The sequence below is a fragment of the Myxococcus virescens genome (genome assembly GCF_900101905.1).
Taxonomy (GTDB): Bacteria; Myxococcota; Myxococcia; order Myxococcales; family Myxococcaceae; genus Myxococcus; species Myxococcus virescens.
The window spans coordinates 103,071-123,341 of record NZ_FNAJ01000018.1 but is presented as its reverse complement, the minus strand read 5'-3'; the positions used below and the strand labels follow the sequence as shown (position 1 = coordinate 123,341).

Below are 20,271 nucleotides of genomic sequence, written 5' to 3'. Positions count from 1 at the left end.
GGCGCGCATGCGGGGCGGGGTCCGGGTGCTGGCCGTCGGAGCCGTGTTGCTGGCGCTGGCCACGTTGTCTTTCGGGCTGTCGAGGCTGCACCTGGGGGCGTGGGCGGTGCCAGTCGCGCTGGGCATCGCGCTGTGCAAGGCCGTGCTGATTGCCTTCTTCTTCATGCACCTGGCGGAGCGGGCCGGCGGGCCCCGGCTCGTCATCGGCACCGCGGGTGTCTTCGTTGGCATCCTCGTGGGGCTGGTGTTGGCGGAAGCCGCGGCCCGGGCGTGGCCGACGCTGCCGCCAGGGCCCTTTCCCGTGTCGCGGTTGCCGGGCACCGAACGAAGCGGCCCCCCTCGCGTGGCGCCGCCCTGGCTGCCGCTGCCCTGATGCGCCCGAGCCGCGGGCTCAGTGCGGCGGTTCCGGGAGTGCCCGGACGCCACGGCGCTTCGCATCCAGAAGCAGCAAGGCCTTCCGGACAGGCGTCAGGACGCCCAGGCACGCGCCGAAGACCAGGTGCAGGAGCAGGAACGCGGCGATGGGCGGTCCCGCTCGCTCCAACGGTGGCGCGGCCCAGGGGACGACCAGCACGGGCATGACGGCCTGGAGCGTCAGGCCCGCGAGCAGGCCCAGCATCATGGCCGTCATTGCCGAGCCACCTCGAGGCACCAGCATCGCGAAGGCGGTGGCGAGCCCTCCCGCCGTCGCGAAATGCAGGGCGAAGCCGAGCACCACCGCCGCGGTCCCAACGGGCGCGTCCCTGAAGACCACGCCGCCCACCAGCCGTGGCGCGTACCAGAGGTCGCCCTGGGTGATACCGCCCAGCAGCAGGGCCAGCGCGGCCATGGCGCATGCGCCGAGCGTGCCCACCAGCCCTCCCGCGATGAGCACGTCCCGGACCAGGCTCCAGTGGGCCACGGCGTCCGCGTGTTCCGCCTGGAGCTCCCGCTGCCGCGTGCGGTCCATGGCGCCACCTTCCTTCTGATTCGTCCCGACCGATGACGGGATGGGCCTGGGCCTGGCGACAGTGTCGCTCGCGCTCGCGTGCCGCGCGTAGTGTCTCCCGGGCGCGTCGTTCGCGGCCTTGCGGGCATTGTGCCGGTCCAGGGGGCCGGTAGCCCCAGCGGCTGGGCGGAGCGGCCCGTCGTGGACCGGTGGCCCTGGGAGGCACGGCGTTCATTCCTCGCCGTCGGGCCCCAGGCGCGGCTCGTACGGACCTCCAGCGGGGTGGTGTTCCTCCAGGTCGTTCTGGTGCGTGCGCTCCCAGAGCGGGATGCCGGCGCGAAACGCGGCCTGCGCGATGAGCAGCGTGGCCACGGGCGTCATGACGAAGACGAAGGTGACGCCCAGCGCCGCGCGGGCCACCACGCTGACGTCTCCCAAGCCCAGCGCCGCCGCGCCCATCAGCAGGCCCACGCCCAGCGAGGACGCCTTCGCGGCCCCGTGGAGCCGCAGGAACAGGTCCGGCATCCGGAACAGGCCCAGCCCCGCCAGGAGCATCAGCAACGCCCCCAACACCAGCAACACCGCGGTGATGACTTCCTTCATGGCGTGCCCCTCTGCGCGCTGTAGAGGTACCTGGCGATGACGATGGTGCCCATGGACCCGATGACGGCCAGCACCAGGGCCACGTCCACCAGCTCGGGCTGTCCCATCCAAAGGGCGTAGACGGTGATGACCGCCGACGTCTGGAGCGAGAAGAGGTCCAGCGCCACCACCCGGTCCGTCAGCGACGGCCCCCGGAGCAGCCGGTGGAGCGAGAACAGCATCGAGACGGAGATGGCCCCGAGGGCCCCCTGGGTGATGCTCTGCAGCCAGTCGCTCATCGCAGTGCCCTCAACAGTGGAATCTCCACGCGCTCGCGGAGCTCCTGGCAGAACGCCTCCCGGGTGGTCGCGAACATGACGTGGACGTAGATGGCCTTGCGGTCCTCGGACACCTCCAGGGCCAGCGTGCCCGGCGCGAAGGTGACGATGAGCGTCAGCAGCGTGATCTCCGCGTCCGTGCGCGCCTCCATGTCGTAGCGGTAGATGGCGGGCCGGGTGAGGAGCTTGGGCGTCGCGATCTCGTAGGCCACCCGCACGTTGGCGACCAGCACGTCCCAGCCCACCCTCGCCACCAGCCGCACCACGTTCCACGCCTGCGTCCCATAGCGCGAGGGCCCATGCTGCGTGTCGATGAGGGCCAGCAGCACGAAGCCGATGACGAACCCCGTGAGGAGGTTCTCCGAAGTGACGTTCCCCAGCATCGCGGCCCAGAGGAGCGCCAGCATCAGGTTCCAGAGGAACGCGGTCATGGGCGTCCCCCCATCACCGCCCGCACGTACTCCTCCGGGTCCAGCAGCTGGCCCGCGGCGGCGTCCGCCAGCTCCAGCAGTGGCTCGGCGCCCAGGCCCAGGACGACCATGAACAGTGTCATCGCCATGCAGGGCCCGAGCACGCCGTCTCCCAGGCTCAGCGGCCGGGTGGGTTCCTGCGGCTGGTCCTCCGGCGGCGCCTTCCAGAAGGCCTCGCGCCAGATCTTCATCATGGAGAAGAGGGTGAGCAGGCCCACGACGACAGCCGTCCCCGCGATGATCCAGTTTTCGGCCCGCAGCGCCGCCTGGATGACGGCCAGCTTGGCGAAGAACCCGGAGAAGGGCGGCACGCCCGCGAGCGACAGCGCGGGGATGAAGAACAGCGCGGCCAGCAGGGGCTGGGTCCGGTACAGGTTGCCCATCTGGTGCAAGTCGTAGGTGCGGGTGACACGCGCGGTGGCCCCGCTCACCAGGAAGAGCGCCGACTTCGCGAAGATGTAGTGGATGAGGAAGGCGATGAGCGCCGTCAGCGCGCTCCGGGTGAGCAGCCCCAGGGCGGCGATGAGGTAGCCAATCTGGCTGATGATGTGGAAGGACAGCAGCCGGCGCATGTCGTACTGCGCCACCGCGCCCAGCACGCCCGTCACCATGGTGAGGCCGCCCATCACCAGCAGGAGGGTGCTGGTGAGCTGCGCGTCCTGCGTGAAGACCAGGGTGAACACGCGCGCCAGGGCGTAGACGCCGACCTTGGTGAGGAGCGCGGAGAAGAGCGTCGTCACCGCCGCCGGGGGCGTGTGGTACGAGGCCGGCAGCCAGAAGAAGAGGGGAAAGGCGCCCGCCTTCAGCGCGAAGGCCACCAGGAAGAACATGGACACGGCCGTCATCAGGTTCGGCGTGCCCAGGCCCGGCACCGTGACGGCCAGGTCCGCCAGGTTCAGCGTACCGGCCGCTCCGTACAGCAGGCCCACCGCGCACAGCAGCACCACCGAGCCCATGAGGCTCAGCGACATGTATTTGATGGACGCTTCGAGCTGCTCCTGTCGGGCCTCCAGCGCGAGCAGCACGAACGAGGCGCCCAGCATGACCTCGATCCACACGAAGAGGTTGAAGAGGTCTCCGGTCAGGAACGCGCCGCACACGCCGCCCACCAGCACCAGCACCAGCGGGTAGTAGGCGCCCGCCTCCTTCGACGCCGGGAGCGTGGCCGCGGAGTAGGAGACCACCGTCAGGCCCATCACCCCGGTGACGAGCACCAATAGAGCGCTCAGCAGGTCCGCGACCAGGGTGATGCCAAAGGGCGCCGCCCACCCGCCCACCTGCATGGACTGGATGCCTTCGCGGCGCACCGTCACCAGCAGCATCGCGCCCACCCCGGCGAGGGACACCATGGTCATCAGCGCCAGCCACCGGCGCGGCCACGCGCGTGACGGGGTGAGCAGCCCCGCGGCCGCGGCGCCCAGGCACAGGATCATGGGCAGGCTGAGCAGTGCGGAGGGCGTCATCGCTTGGAGTCCTTCAGCTCGGTGCGCAGGGCCCGCGTGTCATCGGTCCCCGTCTCCTGCGCGGCGCGGTGCACCAGCACCAGCAGCAGCGCGAGCAGGCCGAAGTTGATGACGATGGCGGTGAGGATGAAGGCCTGGGGCACCGGGTCCGCGAAGGGCGGGGAGAGGGCCTCCTGGCCTTCGGGCACCAGGGGCGCGAAGCCGCGCTGCAGCCCGTTGATGGTGAAGATCAGGAGGTTGGTGGCGCTGCCCAGCAGCACCAGCCCCAGCGCGATGCGGACGATGCTGTGGAGCATCAGGCAGTAGAACCCCGCCGCGAAGAGGCCGCCCACGGTGATCGCGAGGAACAGTTCCATGCCTAGCCCCCCATCTCCGGCGCCGTGGTGTCCTCGCCCCGGGCCATGCCCAGGATGAAGCACATGGCCGTCCCCAGGACGACCAGATAGATGCCCAGGTCGAAGAGCTGCGGGGTGCCCACCTTCAACCCATCCGTCCCCGGCACGGGCAACCGCCCCCAGATTCCAGACAGGAAGGGCCGGCCTTTCATCATCGGAGGGACGCCGCTGAAGAGCGCCACCAGCAGGCCCGCCGCGGCCAACCGGGTGGGGTGCACCCGCAATTGCTTGCGCGCCGCGGGCCGGCCAAACGCCACCATCAGCAACGCGAACGCCGTGGCCGCCATCAGTCCGCCGACGAAGCCGCCACCGGGGATGTCATGGCCACGCACGGCCAGCACCAGGGACACGAGCAGCAGCACCGGGGCCATCAGCCGCGCCACGGTGTGCATCACCACGGGGTTCATACCTGCCTCTTCTTTCGCTGCGAGCGCGTGCGGAACAGGAGAAAGACCCCCAGTCCGGACGTCGCCAGCACGGTGGCCTCTCCCAGGGTGTCGAACGCCCGGAAGTCCACCAGGATGACGTTGACGATGTTCAGCCCCTTTCCGGCGGGCACGCTCTGCGTTGCGTAGAAGTCCGCCAGCCGCGTGTGCGAGGGCGTCGAGGCCACGTGCAAGATGATCCAGGTGATGAGCCCGCCCACGGCCAGGGGCAGGGCCGCCGTCCACCAGCGGAAGCGGTGCTCATGCGGCTGCACCGGGAAGCGCGAGAAGACGAGCGCGAACAGGATGACGGTGAGCGTCTGCACCACGATCTGCGTCATCGCCAGGTCCGGCGCGCCGAAGAACACGTACAGCAGCGCCTCCGCCAGGCCCAGCGCGCCCAGCGCGAGGATGGACGTCAGCGCCGAGCGCGACACCACGGCCAGCACCGCCGCCGCCAGGATGCCCACCAGGACCACCACTTCATGAGACAGCACGTATTTGGAGACGCCCCGGGGCCATTCCCACAGCCGCAGGGCGACGGCCAGCGCCAGCAGTCCGCCGAACGTGGCCAGGGTGACGACGATGTACTGGTGCAGTGAGCCGTTCTGGATCACCCGTGTCATCGACGAGGACAGCTTGAGCAGGCCGCTCAGAGAGGCCTGGTAGAAGCGCTCCGGGCCGTGGTTGGACAGATTCAGGGCGCGCAGGCCCTTCAGCACCGGCTGGCGCAGCGCGAAGAGGCCCCCGCCGATGACGAGGCTCCCCACGCTCAACCCCAGGGCGGGCGTCACGCCGTGCCACAGCGTCAGCTCGAGGCCCCCCGCCTGGCTCCCCCCAATGTCCACCGCCGCCATGGCCAGCAGGGGCTGGATGGCCCAGGGAACCAGGCCCAACACCAGCCCCGCCGCGCCGAGCAGCGCGGGCCCCACCCACATGGCGGGAGGCGCTTCGTGGACCTTCGACTCCGGCTTGCTCGCGCGGAACGTCTTTCCCGCGAAGGGCTGCACGCCCACGCGCAGCGCCGCGGCCACCATGCCGCCGAAGCCCACCGTGGCCCCCATCGCCAGGGGCCAGCCCCCTGGGCCCTTCAGGCAGGCTTCGTAGATGAGCTCCTTGCCCACGAAGCCGAAGAGTGGGGGCAGGCCCATCATCGACAAGGAGGCGGCCGTGGAGGCCGCGGCCGTCATCGGCAGGCGCTTGCGCAGCCCGCTCAGGTGCGCCACGTCGCGCGTGCCCGTCTCGTGGTCCACCGACCCCGCCACCAGGAACAACGTGCCCTTGTAGAGCGCGTGCGCGGTGAGGAACGTCACCATGGCCTGGATGGAGGCCGCGGTGCCCTGACCCAGCAACATCACCAAGGCCCCCAGGACACTCACCGTCGCGTACGCGAGCACCAGCTTGAGGTCCGTGTGTCCCAGCGCCAGCAGGGCGCCCAGCACCATCGTCATCGTGCCCACGATGGTGAGGATGGTTTCCCATGGGGGCGTGCCTCCCAGGACGGGCGACAGCCTCGCCAGCAGGAAGACGCCAGCCTTCACCATGGTGGCGGAGTGGAGGTACGCGCTCACGGGCGTGGGCGCCGTCATCGCGCCCGGCAGCCAGGTGTGGAACGGCATCTGCGCTGATTTGGTGAAGGCGCCGCCCAGCACCAGCAGGAGGATGGCCAGGTAGCGGGGGCTGTCGCGCACGGTGTCCGCGGCGGCGATGGTGCCGGAGATGGACAGCGTGCCCACCACGTCGCCCAGCAGCAGCAGGCCCACCAGCAGGGACTGTCCGCCCAGCGCGGTGATGAGCAGGGCCCGCTGCGCGGATTCGCGGGCGGCGTCTTCCTTATGCTCGAAGCCGATGAGGATGAACGAGCTGAAGGTCGTCACCTCCCAGCAGACGAAGAGCAGGAGCGTGTTGTCGGCGAGGACGATGCCCAGCATCCCGCCCATGAAGAGCAGGAGCCAACCGTAGAAGCGGCCCAGCACCTCATGGTGGACCAGGTAGCGCCCCGCGTAGATGACCACGAGCGTGCCCAGGCCGGTGATGAGCAGCGCCATCAGCAGGGACAGGCCGTCCAGCCGCAGCGCGAAGTCGATGCCCAGGTCCGGCATCCACGGCAGCGTCAGCGAGGGCACCTCCCCCTGGACGCCGGCGGGAACCTGTGCGCCGAACCACACCGCCAGCCCCGCCGGAAAGAGGGCGAGCACCCAGCCTGCCCATGACTTGAACAGCCGGGTGATCAGCACGGCCAAAGCCGCGGCGATGAATGGAACGAAGAAGGCGATACCCAGAGCCATGACCGGGAGGCAGCAGGCCATTGCCCGGCTGCTGCCTCCAGGCTTCTTCCTTGCACGCTCCCCACGAGGGTCAGTGGTGGACACTCCCCCGCGGTCGCCCGGCCTCGAAGTGTCGATAAGTGCCCGGTCGCTGCCCCGGCCGCTGGACGGGCGGACGGGAGCTCCGCCGCAGGCGCCGGTGCCCGGGTGCCTAGCTTTGATGGCGTCCCCGAACCCGAGGAGCCGTCATGAGCGCCACCGTCTCCGACTACCTGCTCCACCGCCTGTCCCAGTGGGGCGTCCGCCGCATCTATGGCTATCCCGGTGACGGCATCAACGGCATCCTCGGTGCGCTCGGGCGCACGTCGGAGTTCCGCTTCGTGCAGACGCGCCATGAAGAGATGTCCGCGTTCATGGCCTGTGCGCACGCGAAGTTCACCGGCGAGCCGGGCGTGTGTCTGGCCACGTCGGGGCCCGGGGCCATCCACCTGCTCAACGGCCTCTATGACGCCAAGCTGGACCACCAGCCGGTGGTGGCCATCGTCGGACAACAGACGCGCGCCGCGCTGGGCGGCCACTTCCAGCAGGAGGTGGACCTGATGTCCCTCTTCAAGGACGTGGCCAGCGAATACCTCACCATGGTGACCAGCCCCTCCGCCATCCGCCACGCGGTGGACCGGGCGATGCGCGTCGCCATCTACGAGCGCACCGTGACGTGCGTCATCATCCCCAACGACGTCCAGGAAGAGGCCTACCAAAAGCCTCCGCACGCGCACGGCACGGTCCATTCGAGCGTGGGCTCCAGCGTGCCGCGGGTGCTGCCTCGCGAGCGGGACTTGCGGCGGGCGGCGGACGTGCTCAACGCCGGGAAGAAGGTGGCCATGCTGGTGGGCGCCGGAGCGCAGGCCGCGGCGGACGAGGTGATGCACGTGGCGGAGCTGCTGGGCGCGGGCGTGGCGAAGGCCCTGCTGGGCAAGGCGGTGCTGCCGGATGACCTGCCCTATGTCACGGGCTCCATCGGGCTGCTGGGCACCAAGGCGAGCTGGGACCTGATGTCGGACTGCGACACGTTGCTGATGGTGGGCACCAGCTTTCCGTACTCGGAGTTCCTCCCGAAGGAGGGACAGGCCCGGGGCGTTCAAATCGACCTCGACGGCCGGATGCTGGCCATCCGCTACCCCATGGAGGTGGCGCTGGTGGGGGACAGTCAGGAGACGCTGAAGGCGCTGATTCCCATGCTCGAGCACAAGAAGGACCGGAGCTGGCGCGACAGCGTGGTGAAGAGCGTGCGGCAGTGGGAGAAGACGGCGGAGGCGCTCGCGATGGACAGCGCGAATCCCGTCAACCCGCGGCGCGTGTTCTTCGAGCTGTCGTCACGGCTGCCGGAGGGCGTCATCCTGACGGCGGATTCGGGGTCGGGCACGAGCTGGTTCGCGCAGTACCTGAAGATGCGCAAGGGGATGATGGCCTCGCTGTCCGGGAACCTGGCCAGCATGGGCTGCGGCGTGCCCTATGCCATCGGCGCCAAGTTCGCCTTCCCGCACCGGCCCGTCATCGCGCTGGTGGGCGACGGCGCCATGCAGATGAATGGCAACGCGGAGCTCATCACCGTGGCCAAGTACTGGAAGGAGTGGAAGGACCCGCGCTTCATCGTCATGGTCCTCAACAACCGGGACCTCAACATGGTGACGTGGGAGCAGCGCGTGCTGGCCGGCGACCCGAAGCTGCCCGCGTCCCAGGACCTGCCGGACTTCCCGTACGCGGCCTATGCGGAGTCCCTGGGCTTCCTGGGCATTCGCGTGGACCGGCCGGAGTCGCTGGGCCGCGCGTGGGATGAGGCACTGAGCGCCAACCGGCCCGTCGTCTTCGAGGCCTACGTGGACCCGGACGTCCCACTGCTACCGCCCCACATCACCTTCGAGCAGGCGAAGCACTATGCCCAGGCGCTGGCGAAGGGCGACGTGGACACGGGCGGCATCCTGAAGCAGTCGCTCAAGGGCATGGTGGAGACACTGCTGCCCCGGGGCGGTGGCAAGTCCTGAGGCGAGGCGCCGTGCAGGTACGACGCGGTCGGCGCGGCGGTGCGTGGCCCCAGGGTGCGGCCGCGCTCCGGCATCGCTGTCTCGCCCCAGCGCCGTGGTGTCTCCCGCCTTCAGCCCCATCATCCGTTGCGTTAGATTTCCAGCATGGTGGTGAAGATTGCCTCGCGGCCGGAGCCTGTGCGTCACCCCGAGCCAGGCCGGCTGCGCGCGTGGCATCTCGTGTGCCCCTCCGAGGCGCTCCGGCCCGGGCAGGTGATGCGTTGGAGTACGGGCGCACGGGAGCTGGTCCTCTTCCGAGGACGGAGCGGCGCGGTCCACGCGCTCGCCGCCCATTGTCCCCACATGGGCGCGCACCTGGGGGGTGGCACCGTGGTGGGGGATTCGCTGCGGTGTCCGCTCCACCACTGGCAGTTCGACGGCAGTGGCGCCTGCCCAGGGAAGACGGCGCAGCGGGCGTTCCCCGTGGTGGAGCGGTACGGCGCCATTCTGGTCTTCAATGGCCCGGTGGTGCTCTTTCCTCCGCCAGAGGTGGGCAGCGGCGCGTTGCGCTGGGGCACGTCGGATCGCTTCGCGGTGCGTTGTGACTGGCTGCCCGTGGTGGCCAATGCCTTCGACCTGGAGCACCTGCGCACGGTGCATCATCGCGAGCTGCGGGACGCGCCGGTGGTGGAGCGCCCGGACCCGTTCACCTTGCGCGTGCGGTACACGTCCCGCGTCACGGGCAGCGGGCTCAGTGACCGGGTGATGAAGTTCCTGTCCGGCGATCGCATCGGTGTCACGCTCACGTTGCATGGCGGCACGCTCCTGTCCGTGGAGAGCGACCTGGGGCGCACGCGCAGCGCGTTGCTCGCGGGCCTTCATCAGCGCGAGGAGGGGTTGTTCGTGCGGCTGGCCTTCGCCGCGCGCCGCAGCCGGCTTCCGGGGGTGGACTGGTTGGCGCTCCAGGTGTCGCGGTGGCTGTTCACGTCGTTCCTGCGCCGCGACCTGTCCGTGCTCGACGGCATGCGTTTCAACCGGGCGGGGGCGGCGGCGGACCCGGTGCTGCGCCAGGTGCTCGACTTCACCGACAGCCTGCCGGAGGCGCCCGATGACGACCGCGGGTGAGGGCGAGGGAACCCCGATTCCAGCCGCGCTCAACGCCGTGCTCCTGGTCTGCGCCATGGCGGCCTGTGCCGGATGCTTGTGGCTGGCGTCACATGCGGAGCGGCTCGCGATCCAGGTACTGGCCGCCGTGGTTTTCTCCTTCGTCAACAACACCGTGTTCTCGCTACTGCATGAGGCCACGCACGGCGTGCTGCACCCCGTGCGGCGGGTGAACGACACGCTGGGCCGGGTCGCCGCGGCGTTCTTCCCCACGTCCTTCACGATGCAGCGTGCATTCCACCTGAACCACCACCGACACAACCGGACGCACCTGGAGCAGTTCGACTACTTCCGGCCCGGAGACAACCGCTTTCTGAAGCGGGCGCAGTGGTACTCCATCCTCACCGGGCTCTACTGGCTGTTCGTCCCGGTGGGGGCCGTGGTCTTCGCGCTCGTTCCCGGATTGCTGCACCGGCTGCGCGGCACGGGCACCCGGTACGGCGAGCAGACGGGCGCGGACGCGTACCTTGGACGCCTGGAAGCAGCGCCTGGAGGCGCGATCCGCGCGGAGGTGCTGCTGGCGGTCTGTGTGCAGGTCGGGCTCGTGGTGGCGCTGGATGTGTCAGCGACGGGGTGGGGGCTCTGCTACGCGGCCTTCGCCATCAACTGGAGCGCGCTCCAATACGCGGACCATGCGTGGTCACCGCTGCATGTCCGTGACGGCGCGTGGGACCTGCGCGTGGCCGCTCCGGTGCGGTGGCTGTTCCTCAACTACCACTATCACCGGGCCCATCACCGGCACCCGCACGTGCCCTGGCTCTACCTGGGGCGCTACGTGGACCCGGAGGTGGCGCGACCGTCCTTCCTGCGCATCTGGCTGTCCATGTGGCGAGGCCCTCGGCCACTGCCCGCCGCAGTGGAGGAGCGATGAGCCCGCGTCCCGCGTTGTTCGGGTGGCCTCGCAAGGAGGAGCTGGCCCTCACTGCCGCCATGGCCACGGGCTTCGCCCTGTTCTTCGTGGCGGTCTACGGCGGCGCGAGCTGGCTCACGGGCTTCTACACCGGGGGCCTCCGGGTGGAGCTGTCCTTCGAGCGCCACATCCCGTTCATGCCGTCCTGGGCGCTGGTCTACGTCAGCATGGACGTGCTGCTCCTGTTGTCCCTCTTCGTCTTCCGGACGTGGCGGGACATGGTGCCCTTCGCGCTGGCGCTGTGTGTGGAGACAGCGCTCGCGGCCGTGTGCTTCCTGCTCTTCCCGGTGGAGGTGGCCTGGCCGCCGCGCGCCGTGGAGGGGACCTGGGCGGGCGTCTTCCAACTGGCGGACACGCTGAACCTGGAGCGGAACTACCTGCCGTCCCTCCATGTGGCCTTCGCGTGCACGGCGGCCCTGGCCTACGCGGAGCGGGCGGGGGCGCTGGGGCGTATCCTCTTCGGCCTGTGGGCGCTGGCCATCGCGGCGTCGACGTTGCTCATCCACGAGCACCACGTGGTGGACGTGGTCGCGGGGGCGTTGCTGGCCTGGGGCACCTGGTCGTGGGTGGCTCCCCGGGCGCGCCGCACGGCGTTCCTCGATGCCCTGCGAGTCGAAGCCTTGTGCGCCCGGGAGTCCTATCGCTTCGCGCGGCGTCACCTGCGTTACGGGCTGATTGCCCTGGTGCTCTACCGCTACGCGGTGAGCCGGTGGTGGCGCGAGGCACGGGTGGCGCGGGTGGGCTTCTGTTTCCTCCAACTGGTGGACGACGTGCTGGATGGGGACCGCGCGGTGGACGGAGAGCCGCTCGACTGGGTGGACGCGCTCCTCTTGGAGCTGGAGTCCGGGCGAGGGGAGGACCCGGGGACGGCGGCCACGCTGGGGCGCGTGCTGCTCGGTCGGCTGGGAGACGACACGGCCCGCGCCCAGGTCTTCGCGCTGGTGCGGACGATGCGCAAGGACCGGGAGCGGGTGAAGGCCGGGCAGTGGTGGAGCGAGGAGGCGCTTCGCGCGCAGCAACGCGACACGTTCTGCTTGTCGGTGGATTTGATGCTGCACGTCGCCGGGGCGGGCGTCCGGGCCGAGGACGCGCCCTCGCTGATGGAGGCCTTCGGCTGGTGCTCGGTGATGCGGGACCTGCGAGAGGACCTCGCCCAGGGGCTCTACAACGTGCCGGAAGAGGTCGCGGCGGCTGTCCGTGGCGACGGCGCGGACCCGACGGACATTGACGCCCTGCTGGGAACAGAGGCGGGCCGCGCGTGGATGACGGCGGAGCACGTCCGGGCCAGGGCGTTGCTGGATGGCACGGCCGGCCAGCTGGCGGCGCTGGAGGGCCGTCCGGGGCTGGCGTTGCTGCGCCTGTTCCATCGCTCCATCGAGTCCTTCTGGCGCAAGCGCCTTCCCCGGCGCCATCCCTTCCTGGCCGAGGTGACGGCCCGCCAGCTTCAGGGCGCGTGAGGGGCGGGCCCGGGGCTTCGGCGCCGCAGCCTCCGGCCGATGGCCGCGCCCGCCACGAGCGCGCCAAGTCCGATGACCGTCGCTCCCGCGACCGCGAGGTGCTTCACCCGCGTGAGGAGGGGATTGTCGAAGACGTTGGTGGAGTAGTGGAACGCGGCGATCCGCCAGCGGTCGCCCTCCCGGACCAGGGTGCAGGTCCACCGGCCGTCGATGACGATGTCCGTGCCGTCCGTGAGGACGTAGTGGTCCCGCGACGAGCCGCGCGCAATGCCGGTGTCGCCGTACAGGCGGGTCAGGTCATCCACCTCGAACTTCGCCTGGATGCGGTCCACGACGCGATTCGGTCCGCGCATCATCTCGTCGTAGTACGCGCGGATGGATTCCTTCCCCACGCGCACGTCGTTGTTCATCGTGGTGAAGGAGACGTCCGGGTGCAGGTGGCTCAGCAGCCGGTCGATGTCCTGGGTATTGAGCGCGTCCTCCATCTCCTGCTTGAGGACGCGCAGGGCGTCATGGGTGGCGGCGTCGGCGGTGGGCTGCTGGGCCAGCACCACGGACGGCAGGACCGCGAACAGCAGCGCCACCACGCAACAGCCAGGCAAGCGGATCATCGAGGCTCCGGAGGGGTGAAGCCGCCCATCCTAGAGAGCCTTCCGGCCGGTGGTGCATGGAAGTTGCCGCCCGAGGTGCCCCGGGGGCCCGAGGGACGGTGGACAGGGGCCCACGCCCCGGGGTGATTCCCGCCGCACTGGCACGCCCCTATCCATCTGCGCCAGGTCCATTTCCCAGGAGGCGTGCCATGAAGGATCGTCCCGCAACGCTCGTACTGTCCGGCGGTGGGGCCAAGGGAGCCTTCCAGGTCGGCGCCGAGCGCGTCCTCCGGGAGGTCCACGGCTTCCGCTGGGAGCGCATCTTCGGCGTGTCCGTGGGTGCCCTGAACGCCGCGCTGCTGGCCCAGCACTCCTACCGGGCGCTGAACGACATCTGGTTGAACATCCGCGAAGCAGACCTCTACCGGAAGCTGCCGTGGCCGCTCGTGGCCCTGCGCGTGGGCCTGTTCCGCAAGCTGGGGCTGTACGACAACACGCCCATGCGGGAGCTGATCCAGCGGCACCTCGCCGGACACCGCTTTCGGGTGCCCGCCCACGTGGGGCGCGTGTCCCTGGTCTCTGGCAACTACGAGCTGGTGCCCAGCGACTCGAGGGACTTCCTGGACGCCGTCTGGCAGAGCTCGACGTTGCCCATCCTCTGGGAGCCGGTGGGCGCGACGGCCCTGGTCGACGGAGGACTGCGCAACGCCACACCCCTGGGGGATGCGCTGGAGTTCGGCCCGACGGAAATCGTCGTCATCGTCTGCTCACCCTCCCAGATCGAACGGGCGAAGCCGCCGGCCAATCTCCTGGAGGTGGCCACGCGCAGCCTGGCCGACATCACCCTCAACGAAATCCTTCTCAATGACGTGGATGCCTTCGTGCGCATCAATGACATCGTCCGTCAGGCCTATGACGCGGGGCTCACCGTGCGGCGTCCGGATGGGGTGCCCTACCGGTACTGCCGCATCACCGTCATCGAGCCCTCACGGCCCATGGGGGACATGTTGGACTTCGCGCCGGAGGTGATCCGGATGCGGCTGCGGCATGGTGAGGAGATGGCCCGGGCCGTCTCGCTGCCCACGGGCGTGGGCCCAGGCGAGCGCGTGCAGCGCCGCGTGGAGCTCTTCCCGGAACCCCCCATGCATGCCTAGAACGCCGCGGGCTTGGCCGTCGCTTCGGAATGACCGATGGGGCGTCGCGTGGGCGGCGGCGGCTCCGCGCGTGGCTTCGGCGCGTCTTCGTTGATCTCCTTGTAGAAACGCCGCCCGATGTAGCCGCCGAGCACCAGCGACACCACCAGGCCCGCGGCGGCGACCGCCGTCATCGTCGTGCGGCCCTGGGCCAGACCACTGCCGAGCTGCGCCGTGAGGAAGGTGCCTGGAAGGGTGCCAATCAAGACGCCGGCCAGCGTGGGCATCAGCCGCGCGCCGCTCGCCGCCGCCGCCGCCAGCATCACGTCGGTGGGGCACAGCGGATTGATGCAGGCGGTGAAGGCGAAGAGGAAGTCATGCCGCCTCGCCGCCCGCACCAGTGCGGGATACTTGCTGCCAGCCAGGCGCTTCATCAGCCCGGTGCCCAGCTTGCGCGCCGCCGCGAAAAGCAGCAGGCCCGACAGCAAGCCGCCCGTTAGTGAATAGAGGGTCGCTGCGAGCGTGCCAAACATCATCCCGCCCACGGCCGTCAGCAGCTGACCCGGAAGCAGTGTCACGGGCCGGATGGCAAGGAAGCCGATGTATGCAATGGGCGCCCACTTCCCGAAGGGCTCCAACCAACTGGCGAGGCGCTGCTGGTCGACGAAGTCCGGTCCGAGCAGCCGGAGTGCGACAAGCCCCCCCACTGAGACGAGCATCGGGGCCAACACCCGGAGCCAGGTCTTCACCGACTGCGCCACGCCGTACCTCCCCCGCGGCCCCACTTCCGCCGCGCCGTGGGCCTGAAAGTGAAGGTGGTTTCGGGAATCCGCAATGTGCAGTGGGGTGTTTCCAACATGAAAGCATCCGGCCGGGCAGCCCGCCGCCCGGTCCGAAAGCTCGGCAGGCGTTGCGAAACCCACGAAATCACAGGTGTTTTCGTGTGGCGTATCAGGCGTGAACGGCTGGCGGTGTACGGAGCTTGCTTGCATCGGGGCGCTTCCGTCCCAAGGTTTCAAGCAAGGGGCACCAAGGCGAGGGCTGGGGTAGTCACGAGAGGAGATAGGGAAATGTCGGACAAGGACAACAAGGGCAGCATGACGGTGGCCGAAGCGGGTCGGAAGGGTGGCGAGACGGTCCGGAACGAGCGCGGACGCGAGTTCTACGAGACGATCGGCCGCAAGGGCGGCGCCACGGTGAAGGCCGAGCGCGGTCGCTCCTTCTACGAGGAGATCGGCCGCAAGGGCGGCGAGACGGTGAAGGCCGAGCGCGGCGCCAAGTTCTACGAGGAGATCGGCAAGAAGGGTGGCGACCGGGTGAAGGCCACCCGAGGGCCGAACTTCTACGAGGAGATTGGCCGCAAGGGTGGGCAGAAGGTGAAGAAGCTCATCGAAGAGGGCAAGCGGGCCGCGCGGGCCGCCATGGCGGCGCAGGAGGGCGCGGCAGGTGCTCCGCCCCAGGAGGGTGCGGCGCCATCCACCCCCCCTTCTTCCGGAGAGCCGGCGGGGCCGGGTCAAAACGAGTAGCACCGCGAGCGTGGCGCCAGACTCGCGGACCGACTAAGAGGGCCGCGTGTACCTGGTCATCACGTTCCTTGAACAGTTGGAAGGAACCGAGCGGGCCATCCGCCGGCTCCGGGAGTTCGGTATCCCGGAGCCGTTGGTGGTGCGGGCTCGGAGCGCGGCGGCGGCGTTATCCGCCGAGGTCCCCGTGTTCGCGGGGCTCCGCAGTCTGGCGTTGGGCGCCGATGACGATCGCGTCATCCTGGTGAGCTTGTTGCCAGGCCTGCCCCCCGAGGAGATGGAACGGTTGGTGCAGCGCGTCCAATTGGAAATGGACGCGGACGAGCCGCCCATGGGACGGCTGGTCGCCATGCCAGTGATTTCCGCGCCCACGCATCGCCGGTCGTGACGGGAAGCGTCCCGTCGTTATAAGCACGGGCTGTGCAAGCGCTGCTCGTCTTCCTATCCATCGCGGCGCTGTCGCTGCTCGCCTCCAGCCGTGCGCTGGACCCGGGGCGCTTTCCGGCGCTGGCGAGACTGGCGGCCAGCGGCTTCCTCTTCGTTCTGCTCGGCATCTTCCTGGGGCCTTCCGTGGCGGGGGTGCTCACCGAGCGGCACCTGGAGGCCATGCGCCCGGTGATGGCGCTGGGGTTGGGCACCGCGGGCGTGCTGCTGGGGCTGAACCTGGAGCCTCGGCTGCTGCGCCTGTTGCCGCGGTCCGTCTACCTGTCGGGGCTGGCGCACTCCGGAACGGCCTTCTTCTTCGTCGCGCTGCCATTGCTGGTGCCGCTCGTCTTCACGTCCGCCCGGGGCCTGCTCGGCGCGGTGGGCGCGGCGGCGATGTTGGGGGCGGCGGCCAGCCTTTCTTCGGGGCACTCGGCCGTGCTCGCGTGGCGCGCGGGGCGCCTGGACCGGGCGCGCGGCCTGGGCGTGGCGCTGCTCACCATGCTGGATGACGCGGTGGGTCTGGGCGTGCTGGCGCTGGCGTTGATCATCGGCGCCGCCAGCAACGTGGGCGAAGGCCTGGGGCTGGTGTGTCTGGCCTTGCTGCTGGGCGTCATGTGTGGGGCGCTGCTGGCCTTCCTCACGCATTCGTTGAAGGACCTGGCGGAGCTGACCACGGTGACGCTGGGCGGCGTGGTGCTGGTGAGCGGCGCGGCGGCGTACCTGCGGGTGTCGCCCTTGCTGGCGGGCGTGGCGTGTGGGGCGACGCTGGCGGTGGTGGGAGGCCGCACCTCGGAGCGCGTGGCGCGCGCGCTGGGCCGGGTGGAGCGGCCCGTGTTCCTGGTGCTCGTGTTCCTGGTGGGCTGCGCGGTGCACGCGCGGGACTACTGGGCCTGGGTACTGATGCCCGCCTTCGTGGGCCTGCGCTTCCTGGGGAAGATGCTGGGCGGCCGGTTCGCGCGGCGGTTGGCGCAGCAGACGCTCGTGCTGCCACCCCGGCTGGGCTACGCGCTGATCGCCCAGGGCGGCCTGGCGCTGTGCCTGGTGGCGGAGTACGGGATGCTCGTGCCGGGAGGGCTGTCGCGGCGCGTGCTGGACGTGGTGGTGATGGGCGCGGTGGTGAACGAGCTGCTGGCGGGCCAGGCCTTCCAGTACGTGGTGGACCCGCCTCGCAGCATGTCCGAGACCCCGGCTGACAGCGACAAGGTGGCGGCATGAAGGGCGCGGTCATCCGACTGCTGCTGTTGATGGTGCTCCTGGCCATCATCAGCCGGGCACAGGTGCTCCGGGCGGACTCGGGGACTCCGGTGATGCTGGCGGCGGGCGCGCTGCTGTTGTGCGGCCTGTTCGCGGGAAAGGTGGCCAAGGGCCTGGGCCTGCCTCGCCTCACCGGTTACCTGCTGGTGGGCGTGGCGGTGGGGCCCTATGCGCTGGGCTTCATCCCGAACGCGGGCGTGAAGGGGCTGGAGCTGGTGAAGGGGCTGGCGGTGAGCCTCATCGCGCTGGTGGCCGGCACGGAGCTCCGGTTGGGGCTCATCCGCCGCGTGGGCGCGCGCGTGGCGTTGCTGTGCGCGGCCGTGTGCGGCGTCACCTTCCTGGTGTGCTTCGGGGCCACCTTCGCGCTCAAGCCCTTCCTGCCCTTCCTGGCGGACATGACGGTGCCCCAGGCGCTGGCGGTCAGCGCGCTGCTGTCCACGGTGGTGGTGTCGTTCTCACCCACCGTCACCATCGCCATCGTCCAGGAGACGAGCGCGCGCGGCGCCTTCACGGAGTTCCTGATGGCGCTGGTCATCATCGGCGACTTGCTGGTGATGGTGGCCTTCGCGCTGGCCGCGGGCCTGACGAAGGCGAGCTTCGGCGGCGGGCTGGACGTGACGGAGCTGCTGGGCGGGGTGGGGTGGGAGCTGTTCGGCTCGGTGGTGGTGGGGCTCGTGCTGGCCGTGGGCATGCTCATCTACATGCGCGGCGTGAAGCAGGAGCTGCCGCTGTTCCTGGTGGGCCTGTGCTTCGCCGCGGCGGAAGGGGGCACGCGCCTGCACCTGTCCCCGCTGCTGGTGTCGCTGGCGGCCGGGGCGCTCATCGCGAACCTGGACGAGCACGCGGGCGAGCGCATCCACAACGCCATCCAGCAGGCGGGGCTGCCCGTGTTCGCGCTCTTCTTCGCCGCGGCGGGCGCGGGGCTGAAGCTGGACTCCCTGCTGACGGTGGGGCCGGCGGCGATGTTGCTGGTCGCGCTGCGCGGCGTGGCCATCTGGCTCTCCTGCCGCCGCTTCGCCCCCGCGGACGACCCGCGGCTCAAGCGCTACCTGTGGATGGGACTCATCTCCCAGGCGGGCGTGACGTTTGGCCTGGCGGCCCTGGTGTCCAGGACATTTCCGACCTTTGGACCCCAGGTGGAGGTGCTCATCGTCGCCATGATTACCGCCCACGAGCTGGTGGGGCCGGTCCTCACCCGGCGCGCGTTGGCGGCCTCCGGGGAGATCCGCGCGGACGACGCGCAGGGAACGGCATAGGCTGTCAGGCATCCACACCTTCAGCAGCAGTCACAGGAGGCACGGAGGACATCATGGCCGCACCCATCCTCGAGGTGGACACGGAGCACCCTTCACCCCGCCACATCCAACGAGCGGTGGAGCTGCTGGGGCGCGGCGGCCTGCTGGCCTACCCGACGGACACGTACTTCGGGCTCGGCTGCGACTTGAGCTCCAAGAAGGGCATCGAGCGGCTGTACCAGCTCAAGGGACGCGACAAGAAGAAGCCCCTGTCCTTTCTCTGCCCCGACCTGTCGGACGTGGCCCGCTACGCGCACGTGAGCAACTTCGCGTACCGGACCATGAAGAGCCTCACTCCGGGTGCGTTCACCTTCATCCTGGAAGCGACGCGTCTGGTGCCGGACCTGATGATGTCCAAGCAGAAGCAGGTGGGCATCCGGGTGCCGGACTCGGCGCTCGTTCGCGAGCTGACCCGAGCCCTGGGCCGCCCTCTGGTGACGACCTCCGCGACCAATACGGAGGGTGAGCCCCTCACGGACGCAAAGGATATCAAGGAAGCGCTGGGCCACGGCCTGGACCTCATCCTTGACGGGGGCGTGACGCTCAATGAACCGTCGACCGTGATTTCACTCATCGGCGATTCACTTGAAATCCTCCGGCAGGGGAAGGGTAGGCTGGAGGACTAGAACCCGAGAATAGGGGGATTTCTTGGCACAGGGGGGAACACGGCCGAGCTCCGTGGATGCACCGGAGCAGGTCCCAGGGCTGCTCAAATTACTGCTGTTGCTCCTGTTCCGGCCGGTGGACCTGCACTACCGGCTGCGAGCCGCGGGCATCCGCGTTCCGGGCGCACGGCTGGGGACGTTGTGTCGCGAGCAGTCCGAGGGAGACCGGGCCACGGCCGTCTATGTCCGGCGCATGCTGCTGTTGCTGCTCGTCGGCGCGCCGGTGGTGACGCAGGTGCTGGGCCTGGCGCTCGTGACGGCGGGCCTGCCGCTGGAGCGAGGCTGGGTGTTGTCGGCGCTGTTCTGCTCGGCGGTGGGGCTGCTGGTGGCGCAGGTGTTGGGGCTGGCCGCGGGCGTTCTGCTGGGCTCGCTGTCCAGTCTGGCCACGCTGCTGGGGCTGCACGCCACGGCCGCGGATGCCTTCGGGCCGGAGCTGGGTGGGGTGGCGGGCATGGTGGTGGGGGTGTGCCTGGGGAGCGTGGCTGGGTTGGCGTGTGGGAGCATCAGCGGCATCGCCATTGGCCGGGGCCCCTCCGTGGTGCGGGTCCAGATGGCGGCCATCCTCGCCAGCCTGACGCCGATGCTGCTCTGGAGTGGGACGACGAATCCGTCCTACGCCGGCGCGGTGGCCGCCAGTGCGTTGGTGGCCTTCCTGGTGAGTGCGTTCCGGCTGCCGCTCTATGCGCTGGAGGTGCTGGCGTCCGCGGTGGCGTACGCCGTGGAGCGCTGGACGGGGCGGCCCACGCTGGGCTGGGTGCCGGTGCGTCACCACAACCTCAGCTATCTGCCGCATCCCTTCCTGGGGCGGCATCTGGCGCTGGCGGTGCGCTCGCGGCCGGCGGAGGTGCTGGCGGTGGCGGATGCCTGCCTGCGCTCGCCGGGGAACATCGTGGTGGGCTGGCCGTGGGTGGTTCAGGCGCTGGAGTCGGCGTCGCCGGAGGGGGCGAGGGAGCCCCGGGCCTGAG

The 20,271-nt window shown here is 69.9% G+C and carries 22 protein-coding genes; 12 read left to right on the top strand and 10 right to left on the bottom strand.

What is annotated here, in order from left to right; all coding sequences use genetic code 11:
- The first annotated feature begins 7 nt into the window (after positions 1–7).
- Positions 8–373: a cytochrome C oxidase subunit IV family protein gene (locus tag BLU09_RS32575; protein ID WP_090494495.1), complete on the top strand. Its 366-nt coding sequence runs from the start codon at positions 8–10 to the stop codon at positions 371–373.
- Between the two features lie 18 nt (positions 374–391).
- Here BLU09_RS32575 and BLU09_RS32570 read toward each other — a convergent pair whose 3' ends face one another.
- The 8 genes from BLU09_RS32570 to mbhE form a co-directional block, all read right to left on the bottom strand.
- Positions 392–949, bottom strand: a complete 558-nt coding sequence (locus BLU09_RS32570) for a hypothetical protein (RefSeq protein ID WP_090494492.1) — start codon at positions 947–949, stop codon at positions 392–394.
- Between the two features lie 210 nt (positions 950–1,159).
- Positions 1,160–1,531: a monovalent cation/H(+) antiporter subunit G gene (gene mnhG / locus BLU09_RS32565; protein ID WP_090494490.1), complete on the bottom strand. Its 372-nt coding sequence runs from the start codon at positions 1,529–1,531 to the stop codon at positions 1,160–1,162.
- Entirely contained in the window at positions 1,528–1,809 is a 282-nt protein-coding gene (locus BLU09_RS32560; protein WP_090494489.1) for an MrpF/PhaF family protein, read from the bottom strand. The genes mnhG and BLU09_RS32560 overlap by 4 nt, the downstream gene beginning before the upstream one ends.
- The gene (locus tag BLU09_RS32555) at positions 1,806–2,279 is read right to left on the bottom strand and encodes a Na+/H+ antiporter subunit E (protein ID WP_090494487.1); all 474 of its coding nucleotides are present in this window, start codon (positions 2,277–2,279) and stop codon (positions 1,806–1,808) included. Before BLU09_RS32555 ends, BLU09_RS32560 begins: the two co-directional genes overlap by 4 nt.
- A complete protein-coding gene (locus BLU09_RS32550) occupies positions 2,276–3,781 on the bottom strand; it encodes a proton-conducting transporter transmembrane domain-containing protein (protein ID WP_090494485.1) in 1,506 nt (501 codons plus the stop codon). Before BLU09_RS32550 ends, BLU09_RS32555 begins: the two co-directional genes overlap by 4 nt.
- Complete coding sequence (locus BLU09_RS32545; RefSeq protein WP_090494481.1) at positions 3,778–4,137, bottom strand: NADH-quinone oxidoreductase subunit K; 360 nt, start codon at positions 4,135–4,137, stop codon at positions 3,778–3,780. The genes BLU09_RS32550 and BLU09_RS32545 overlap by 4 nt, the downstream gene beginning before the upstream one ends.
- Before the next feature lie 2 nt (positions 4,138–4,139).
- Positions 4,140–4,583, bottom strand: coding sequence for a Na+/H+ antiporter subunit B (locus BLU09_RS32540; RefSeq protein ID WP_090494479.1), 444 nt, complete (start codon positions 4,581–4,583; stop codon positions 4,140–4,142).
- Positions 4,580–6,889, bottom strand: coding sequence for a hydrogen gas-evolving membrane-bound hydrogenase subunit E (gene mbhE / locus BLU09_RS32535; RefSeq protein ID WP_244172211.1), 2,310 nt, complete (start codon positions 6,887–6,889; stop codon positions 4,580–4,582). The genes BLU09_RS32540 and mbhE overlap by 4 nt, the downstream gene beginning before the upstream one ends.
- A gap of 227 nt (positions 6,890–7,116) precedes the next feature.
- On the opposite strand from mbhE, the gene BLU09_RS32530 reads away from it, so the two are divergent.
- From BLU09_RS32530 to BLU09_RS32515, 4 genes are all read left to right on the top strand, one after another.
- On the top strand, positions 7,117–8,910 hold the full coding sequence (locus tag BLU09_RS32530; protein WP_090494476.1) for a thiamine pyrophosphate-requiring protein: 1,794 nt from the start codon (positions 7,117–7,119) through the stop codon (positions 8,908–8,910).
- Positions 8,911–9,054: 144 nt separating this feature from the next.
- Entirely contained in the window at positions 9,055–10,014 is a 960-nt protein-coding gene (locus tag BLU09_RS32525; RefSeq protein WP_090494473.1) for a Rieske 2Fe-2S domain-containing protein, read from the top strand.
- Complete coding sequence (locus BLU09_RS32520; RefSeq protein ID WP_090494471.1) at positions 9,998–10,924, top strand: fatty acid desaturase; 927 nt, start codon at positions 9,998–10,000, stop codon at positions 10,922–10,924. Before BLU09_RS32525 ends, BLU09_RS32520 begins: the two co-directional genes overlap by 17 nt.
- Positions 10,921–12,420 carry a phosphatase PAP2 family protein gene (locus tag BLU09_RS32515; RefSeq protein ID WP_090494469.1) on the top strand — a complete coding sequence of 500 codons (1,500 nt, stop codon included), beginning with the start codon at positions 10,921–10,923 and terminating at the stop codon, positions 12,418–12,420. Before BLU09_RS32520 ends, BLU09_RS32515 begins: the two co-directional genes overlap by 4 nt.
- Here the strand turns inward: BLU09_RS32515 and BLU09_RS32510 are convergent.
- Complete coding sequence (locus tag BLU09_RS32510) at positions 12,408–13,031, bottom strand: SgcJ/EcaC family oxidoreductase (RefSeq protein ID WP_090494467.1); 624 nt, start codon at positions 13,029–13,031, stop codon at positions 12,408–12,410. The genes BLU09_RS32515 and BLU09_RS32510 overlap by 13 nt on opposite strands.
- A gap of 188 nt (positions 13,032–13,219) precedes the next feature.
- On the opposite strand from BLU09_RS32510, the gene BLU09_RS32505 reads away from it, so the two are divergent.
- Positions 13,220–14,164, top strand: a complete 945-nt coding sequence (locus BLU09_RS32505; protein ID WP_244172210.1) for a patatin-like phospholipase family protein — start codon at positions 13,220–13,222, stop codon at positions 14,162–14,164.
- On the opposite strand, the gene BLU09_RS32500 is transcribed toward BLU09_RS32505, so the two are convergent.
- Entirely contained in the window at positions 14,161–14,928 is a 768-nt protein-coding gene (locus BLU09_RS32500) for a TVP38/TMEM64 family protein (protein WP_090494463.1), read from the bottom strand. The genes BLU09_RS32505 and BLU09_RS32500 overlap by 4 nt on opposite strands.
- Positions 14,929–15,213: 285 nt before the next feature.
- On the opposite strand from BLU09_RS32500, the gene BLU09_RS32495 reads away from it, so the two are divergent.
- From BLU09_RS32495 to BLU09_RS32470, 6 genes are read left to right on the top strand one after another with little or no spacing between them, the layout of a single operon-like run.
- Positions 15,214–15,669, top strand: coding sequence for a general stress protein (locus tag BLU09_RS32495; protein ID WP_090494461.1), 456 nt, complete (start codon positions 15,214–15,216; stop codon positions 15,667–15,669).
- Positions 15,670–15,715: 46 nt separating this feature from the next.
- Positions 15,716–16,054, top strand: a complete 339-nt coding sequence (locus BLU09_RS32490; RefSeq protein WP_090494459.1) for a hypothetical protein — start codon at positions 15,716–15,718, stop codon at positions 16,052–16,054.
- 32 nt (positions 16,055–16,086) lie between these two features.
- Positions 16,087–17,307 (top strand): sodium:proton exchanger, encoded by a 1,221-nt coding sequence (locus BLU09_RS32485; RefSeq protein WP_090494457.1) that lies wholly within the window; start codon positions 16,087–16,089, stop codon positions 17,305–17,307.
- Positions 17,304–18,602: a cation:proton antiporter gene (locus tag BLU09_RS32480; protein WP_090494455.1), complete on the top strand. Its 1,299-nt coding sequence runs from the start codon at positions 17,304–17,306 to the stop codon at positions 18,600–18,602. Before BLU09_RS32485 ends, BLU09_RS32480 begins: the two co-directional genes overlap by 4 nt.
- 53 nt (positions 18,603–18,655) lie before the next feature.
- Entirely contained in the window at positions 18,656–19,267 is a 612-nt protein-coding gene (locus tag BLU09_RS32475) for an L-threonylcarbamoyladenylate synthase (RefSeq protein WP_090494453.1), read from the top strand.
- Between the two features lie 22 nt (positions 19,268–19,289).
- On the top strand, positions 19,290–20,270 hold the full coding sequence (locus BLU09_RS32470) for a hypothetical protein (protein WP_090494451.1): 981 nt from the start codon (positions 19,290–19,292) through the stop codon (positions 20,268–20,270).
- The last annotated feature ends 1 nt before the right edge of the window (position 20,271 follow it).

Bases quoted from the DNA above. Each gene is read 5' to 3' on its own strand.
- BLU09_RS32560 (WP_090494489.1), bottom strand. From the start codon at position 1,809: ATGAGCGACTGGCTGCAGAGCATCACCCAGGGGGCCCTCGGGGCCATC.
- BLU09_RS32540 (WP_090494479.1), bottom strand. From the start codon at position 4,583: ATGAACCCCGTGGTGATGCACACCGTGGCGCGGCTGATGGCCCCGGTG.
- BLU09_RS32570 (WP_090494492.1), bottom strand. From the start codon at position 949: ATGGACCGCACGCGGCAGCGGGAGCTCCAGGCGGAACACGCGGACGCC.
- BLU09_RS32575 (WP_090494495.1), top strand. From the start codon at position 8: ATGCGGGGCGGGGTCCGGGTGCTGGCCGTCGGAGCCGTGTTGCTGGCG.
- BLU09_RS32525 (WP_090494473.1), top strand. From the start codon at position 9,055: ATGGTGGTGAAGATTGCCTCGCGGCCGGAGCCTGTGCGTCACCCCGAG.
- BLU09_RS32555 (WP_090494487.1), bottom strand. From the start codon at position 2,279: ATGACCGCGTTCCTCTGGAACCTGATGCTGGCGCTCCTCTGGGCCGCG.
- BLU09_RS32545 (WP_090494481.1), bottom strand. From the start codon at position 4,137: ATGGAACTGTTCCTCGCGATCACCGTGGGCGGCCTCTTCGCGGCGGGG.
- BLU09_RS32475 (WP_090494453.1), top strand. From the start codon at position 18,656: ATGGCCGCACCCATCCTCGAGGTGGACACGGAGCACCCTTCACCCCGC.
- mnhG (WP_090494490.1), bottom strand. From the start codon at position 1,531: ATGAAGGAAGTCATCACCGCGGTGTTGCTGGTGTTGGGGGCGTTGCTG.
- BLU09_RS32495 (WP_090494461.1), top strand. From the start codon at position 15,214: ATGTCGGACAAGGACAACAAGGGCAGCATGACGGTGGCCGAAGCGGGT.
- BLU09_RS32530 (WP_090494476.1), top strand. From the start codon at position 7,117: ATGAGCGCCACCGTCTCCGACTACCTGCTCCACCGCCTGTCCCAGTGG.
- BLU09_RS32520 (WP_090494471.1), top strand. From the start codon at position 9,998: ATGACGACCGCGGGTGAGGGCGAGGGAACCCCGATTCCAGCCGCGCTC.
- BLU09_RS32550 (WP_090494485.1), bottom strand. From the start codon at position 3,781: ATGACGCCCTCCGCACTGCTCAGCCTGCCCATGATCCTGTGCCTGGGC.
- mbhE (WP_244172211.1), bottom strand. From the start codon at position 6,889: ATGGCTCTGGGTATCGCCTTCTTCGTTCCATTCATCGCCGCGGCTTTG.
- BLU09_RS32505 (WP_244172210.1), top strand. From the start codon at position 13,220: ATGAAGGATCGTCCCGCAACGCTCGTACTGTCCGGCGGTGGGGCCAAG.
- BLU09_RS32510 (WP_090494467.1), bottom strand. From the start codon at position 13,031: ATGATCCGCTTGCCTGGCTGTTGCGTGGTGGCGCTGCTGTTCGCGGTC.
- BLU09_RS32480 (WP_090494455.1), top strand. From the start codon at position 17,304: ATGAAGGGCGCGGTCATCCGACTGCTGCTGTTGATGGTGCTCCTGGCC.
- BLU09_RS32515 (WP_090494469.1), top strand. From the start codon at position 10,921: ATGAGCCCGCGTCCCGCGTTGTTCGGGTGGCCTCGCAAGGAGGAGCTG.